The 5,546-nt window shown below is 65.3% G+C and carries 3 protein-coding genes and 2 pseudogenes; 3 read left to right on the forward strand and 2 right to left on the reverse strand.

Going from position 1 to position 5,546, the window contains the following annotated elements:
* Nucleotides 1-45: 45 nt before the first annotated feature.
* Nucleotides 46-1,209 carry a mandelate racemase/muconate lactonizing enzyme family protein gene (locus OXS27_RS31495; protein WP_267361588.1) on the reverse strand — a complete coding sequence of 388 codons (1,164 nt, stop codon included), beginning with the start codon at nt 1,207-1,209 and terminating at the stop codon, nt 46-48.
* Between the two features lie 75 nt (nt 1,210-1,284).
* Nucleotides 1,285-2,616, reverse strand: a complete 1,332-nt coding sequence (gene dctA, locus OXS27_RS31500; protein WP_267361590.1) for a C4-dicarboxylate transporter DctA — start codon at nt 2,614-2,616, stop codon at nt 1,285-1,287.
* Between the two features lie 142 nt (nt 2,617-2,758).
* On the opposite strand from dctA, the gene OXS27_RS31505 reads away from it, so the two are divergent.
* From OXS27_RS31505 to OXS27_RS31515, 3 genes and pseudogenes are all read left to right on the forward strand, one after another.
* Nucleotides 2,759-3,697: a LysR family transcriptional regulator gene (locus tag OXS27_RS31505; RefSeq protein ID WP_267361592.1), complete on the forward strand. Its 939-nt coding sequence runs from the start codon at nt 2,759-2,761 to the stop codon at nt 3,695-3,697.
* Between the two features lie 648 nt (nt 3,698-4,345).
* A pseudogene (locus OXS27_RS31510) lies at nt 4,346-4,615 on the forward strand (CHASE3 domain-containing protein); the annotation flags it as partial.
* A gap of 180 nt (nt 4,616-4,795) precedes the next feature.
* A pseudogene (locus OXS27_RS31515) lies at nt 4,796-5,546 on the forward strand (ATP-binding protein); the annotation flags it as partial.

Raw genomic sequence — 5,546 nt, forward strand, 5'->3', positions numbered from 1 at the left:
CGGCATGCCGAGCCGCTCCCTCCGACACCTCCCTGCCGGCCGTGCCTACTCCGCGAGCTCGCGCATGACCTTGATCAGGTCGGACTTGCCCTCGAAGCCGATGCCGGGAAGTTCGGGCATGAAGATGTGCCCGTCCTCGACCTTCACCCCGTCCGGGAAGCCGCCGTAGGGCTGGAACAGGTCCGGGTAGCTCTCATTGCCGCCGAGCCCGAGACCGGCCGCGATGTTGAGCGACATCTGGTGTCCGCCGTGGGGAATGCAGCGGGACGGCGACCAGCCGAACTGGTCCAGCACGTCGAGGGTGCGTAGGTACTCGACGAGACCGTACGACAGGGCGCAGTCGAACTGTAGCCAGTCGCGATCCGGCCGCAGGCCGCCGTAGCGCAGGAGGTTGCGCGCGTCCTGGTGCGAGAACAAGTTCTCGCCGGTTGCCATCGGGCCCGGATAGAACTCCGACAGCGCCGCCTGCAGGGCATAGTCGAGCGGGTCCCCGACCTCCTCGTACCAGAACAGCGGGTACTCCCGCAGCATCTTAGCGTAGGCGATGGCGGTCTCTAGGTCGAACCGGCCGTTGACGTCCACCGCGAGCTGCGCCTGGCCCTCGATCTCCTTCAGAACCGCCTCGATGCGGCGCTGGTCCTCGTCGATGGGCGCGCCGCCGATCTTCATCTTCACGACGTTGTAGCCGCGGTCGAGATAGCCGCGCATCTCAGCGCGCAGGGCGCCGTAATCCTTGCCCGGGTAGTAGTAGCCGCCGGCCGCGTAGACGAACACGCGCGGATTGGCCTCGATGCCCTTCTGCTCGGCGAGCATGCGAAACAGTGGCTTGCCGACGATCTTCGCGGTCGCGTCCCAGATCGCCATGTCGAGGGTGCCCACCGCCACCGAGCGCTCGCCGTGGCCGCCGGGCTTCTCGTTGGTCATCATCGCGGCCCACAGCTTGTGCGGGTCGAGGTTGTCGCCGGCCTCGTTCAGGACGGTCTTCGGGTCGGCCTCCAGGATGCGGTTCTTGAACCGCTCGCGGATCAGGCCGCCCTGGCCGTAGCGACCGTTCGAGTTGAAGCCGTAGCCGACCACCCTGCGCCCGTCTCGCTCGACGTCGGTGACCACGGCCACGAGGCTCGCGGTCATCTTAGTGAAGTCGATGTAGGCGTTGCGGATGGGGGACGAGATCGGCTTGGTGACCTCGCAGACGTCAACGATGCGCATGGGTGCTCTCCTCAAGTTCAGGGCGGGTTGGAAAGGCGATTCGGGACGGCCTGGGCTTATCGGGACGGCCTGGGCTTACGAGGCCGCCGGCACGGGGGTGGGCAGCGCGTGTCCGGTCTCGGTCTCGGGGACGAGGCCCTTGGCGGAGACCTCCGCGCGGTTGCGATAGGCGTCCTCAGCCTTGGCCAGGTCGAAGGCGCCCTCCCACTTCGCGACGACGATGGTCGCTACCGCGTTGCCGATCAGGTTGGTCACCGCCCGCGCCTCGTTCATGAAGCGGTCGACGCCGAGCAGGAGAACGAGGCCGGCGACCGGGACGGTGTGAATGCTCGACAGCGTCGCGGCGAGGGTGACGAAGCCGGCGCCGGCAACGCCAGCCGATCCCTTCGAGGTCAGGAGCAGCACGCCGAGGACCACGAGCTGGTCGCCGATCCCGAGCGGGGTGTTGGTAGCCTGGGCGACGAAGATCGCCGCCATGGTCAGGTAGATGCAGGTGCCGTCGGCGTTGAAGGTGTAGCCGGTCGGCAGCACCAACCCGACCACCGACTTCTCACAGCCGAGCCGTTCCAGCTTGGCCAGCATGCGCGGCAGGACGGCCTCGGTGGAGCAGGTGCCAAAGGTGATGAGGATCTCGTCCTTGAAGTAGCCGAGGACCTTGATGAGCGAGAACCCCGACCAGGCGCAGACCGAGCCGAGCACGACGCCCACGAACAGGATCGAGGTCGCGTAGACCCCGAGCATGAGGTAGGCGAGCGACCAGACGGTGCCGAGACCATACTTGCCGATGGTGAAGGCGACGCCGGCTCCGGCCCCGACGGGCGCGAGCCGCATGACCATCGCGACGATGCGGAACAGGGCGTCGAGAAGGCTGTCGACCACGAGGACCACGGGCTTACCGCGCTCGCCCGCCTGTACCAGGGCCAGGCCCAGTAGCACTGAGACCAAAATGATCTGCAGCATCGCCCCCTTGGCGAACGCATCCACGATGGTGGTAGGGATGATGTCCATCAGGAAGCCGACGAGGCCGGGCTGGGCCTCCGCCGTCTTGGCGTAGCCCGCGATGGCGCTGCCGTTGATGTGCGAGGCGTCGATGTTCATGCCGACGCCGGGCCGCATCACGTTCACGACGACGAGGCCGATGACCAGCGCCAGGGTCGAGACGACCTCGAAGTAGAGGAGCGCCCGCACGCCGATGCGACCGACCTCCTTCATGCTGCCCATTTTGGCGATGCCGACGACGATGGTGCCGAAGATCACCGGCGCGAGCAGCATCTTGATCAACTTGATAAAGCTGTCGGCGAGGGGCTGCAGCGCAATGCCGACGTCCGGCAGGAAATAACCGACCAGGGCGCCCAAGACGATAGCGATGAAGACCTGGATATAAAGACGGCCGAACCATGATTTCATGGCGTGTCTCCTCCCCTTCGCCGCCGGTCATGCGACGGAATACGAAGCCCCTCTGGCGGGGGCTTGGGGCGTGCATAAGCCTGGACACCCTCGCGGGGCCAATGCCATGTTCGGAATACGCTATGCGTAGATGGTATCGGGCATGGACCTGGATTGGCTCAAGGACTTCCTGGCCTTGGCGGAGCAGAGGTCGTTCTCGCGTGCGGCCGAGGTTCGGCACGTGTCCCAGCCCGCCTTCAGCCGGCGCGTCCGCGCCCTGGAGGATTGGGTCGGCACCGCCCTGTTCGTCCGCGGCGCCCACGGGGCTTCCCTAACGCCGGCCGGCGCCCAGTTCCAGCCGGCGGCCCACGCGCTGATGCGGGACCTGGAACGCGCCCGGCGCGACGCGCAGGCGGCGGGCCTTCGCGATACGGCGACGCTGTCGATTGCGGCGACCCACGCCCTGTCATTCACGTTCTTCCCGAACTGGATCCGGGGGGTGATGCAGCGGCAAGCGCTCGGCACCCTCAACCTGATTTCGGACAGCATGGAGGCCTGCGAGGGCATCCTGCTCTCCGGCGAGGTGCATTTCCTGCTCTGCCACTACCATTCGGACGCACGGACGCGCTTCAAGGCTAACCGGTTCCCGAGCCTGCCCGTCGGTGACGACGTCTTGGTGCCGCTCTGTGCACCGGGGCCCGACGACCGTCCGTCGTGGTCGCTCCCCGGAACGGCGGCGGCGCCGGTCCCCTATCTGGGTTACAGCCAAGCGTCGGGCCTCGGGCGCATCCTCGAGGCCTGTCGGGACCGGCAGCACAGCCATACGTCCACCGCGGTCACCTCCCACCTCGCGGCGGCGCTCATGACCATGGCGCGAAACGGGGACGGCATCGCGTGGCTACCACAGACCCTCGCGGCCGAAGACCTGGCTCGCGGGCTGCTCGTCCGCGCCGGACCCGAACGGTTCGACATACCCATCGAGATCAGGCTGATCCGGTCCCTGGAATGCCGGAACGAGGCCGCCGACAGGCTGTGGGATCACTTGATCGAGCGGGGCTCCCGAACTGACATTCATCGAGTGAATGCCGGCTTACGAAGCTGAGATGCCTGATCGAGCGCTCCTCTGCCCCACCGAGCCATCGATTTCGCGACCAATCGGGCGTGTGTCCCGAAGCCGACGTTCCGTCTTCGACCGAGACCGTGTCGAAACGCATTGATCGAGCTCGCCAGTGGGCGAACTGACGCTCGGTACCCATCCCAGAGTATCCGGGAAGGGTGGATTGCCGCTGGCCCGCTTTTGGACAGCGAATGCCCCGAAGCCGACATGCTCACGAACGGTAGCTCCGAATCCTTTGGTGCGGCCTCCTTGCCACCGCCTGATCCAGCGGGGGGCTTCGCACCACCGAACTGATCGCCCCGGCGGCGTCGTGTCGTCCGATTGGCCGGGGGAGGATCCGATAAGGGGCTGCCGGTGAAGGCTTGAAGAATTAGCGTAACCTTTTGGACTTAAGGGGGGGCACAACGCCATGAGCCTCAGGGGCCCCTGGATAGCCGGGTGTTCCAATTGCTTTTACGCATTCATAGACTTGGTGCAGCTGGGGTCGGGGCCGGCGCGCTGCTGGCCGCACTTCTACTGACCCTCGCAAGCGCGGCAACGCTCGCACTGAACGTTGCCAATCTCGCGGATAGCCGGACCGAGGTTGCGCGTTTGACGGGCGTGCTGCGCGCTACTTCCGACACGCTGGAGAGCGTGCGTGCGGCTGAGACAGGCCAGCGCGGTTATCTCTTGACCGGGCAAGAGCGCTACCTCGCCACTTATAAACGCGGCCTCCCTCGAGCCCGGAGCAACCTATATCTGCTTGACAACTTGGTACGCGGCGCTGATGACCGTGCACTCATCGAGAAACTGCACAAGCTTATAGATTCTAAGCTTGAAGAGCTTTCTCAGACCGTAATGATGGCGGAAGACAATGGAACTGAGGCCCTTCGCATCGTGCGCAATGGCTCCGGCCAGATCATCATGGAGGAGATCGAGGCTGTAGCCCGTGCGATCACTGAGCGCAGCACCGCGGCGCTCAATGGCTTGTGGGCCGCTGATGGGGCGCAGATCAAGACCGCGACTATTGTCGCGGCTCTTACGGGGGCCCTCGCGCTTGGCTGCACGCTGCTTGGGGTATTCTTGCTTGCACGGTTGCGCGAACAAGTCGCTCGCGAGAGGGCGGAGCAAGCCAGCGCAGCCAAAACCGAGTTCCTGGCCTCGATGAGCCACGAGATCCGGACACCCCTCAACGGGGTAATCGGCTACGCTGACTTACTCTGCGAGGAGCCGAACCTCGGTCCCCGTGCGCGACAACATGCCGAGCGTATCCGCACGGCGGGCGCAGCCCTACTAACCGTCGTCAACGACATCCTCGACTTCTCGAAACTGGAGGCCGGGCAGGTCGAGATTACGTCACGGCCGTTCGCGCCTGTGGCCCTGGTCGACAACACCGTCTCGATCGTTCGGGGCTTAGCCGAGGCAAAGGGACTGACGCTTGCCGTAAGCTTAGATCCTGCGTTGCCCATGTGGTTGATCGGCGACGAGGACCGATTGCGGCAGGTGCTGCTGAACCTGCTCAACAACGCCGTGAAGTTCACCGCACGGGGCAGGATCGACCTAAGCGTGACCCTGAGCGGCTCGAAGGAGGGGGCGGTCCAATTCCGCTGTTCGGTCCAAGACACCGGCATCGGCATACCGGCGGACAAGCGCGACCGCTTGTTTCAGCGCTTCAGCCAAGTCGATGGATCGATCGGACGGGATTTCGGTGGTAGCGGGCTTGGTCTGGCGATCTCAAAAGCGCTCGTTGAGCGCATGGGCGGGGCGATCGGCGTTGAGAGCGTGATTGACCATGGCTCAACCTTCTGGTTCGCCCTCGAACTCCCTGTGGCAAGCGAACCGGCCATCGTCCTAG

This window comes from Methylobacterium sp. GC_Met_3, from assembly GCF_026540775.1.
Classification (GTDB): domain Bacteria; phylum Pseudomonadota; class Alphaproteobacteria; order Rhizobiales; family Beijerinckiaceae; genus Methylobacterium.

Coding starts and splice junctions, on each gene's coding strand:
- OXS27_RS31495 (WP_267361588.1), bottom strand. CDS start 1,209: ATGCGCATCGTTGACGTCTGCGAGGTCACCAAGCCGATCTCGTCCCCC.
- dctA (WP_267361590.1), bottom strand. CDS start 2,616: ATGAAATCATGGTTCGGCCGTCTTTATATCCAGGTCTTCATCGCTATC.
- OXS27_RS31505 (WP_267361592.1), top strand. CDS start 2,759: ATGGACCTGGATTGGCTCAAGGACTTCCTGGCCTTGGCGGAGCAGAGG.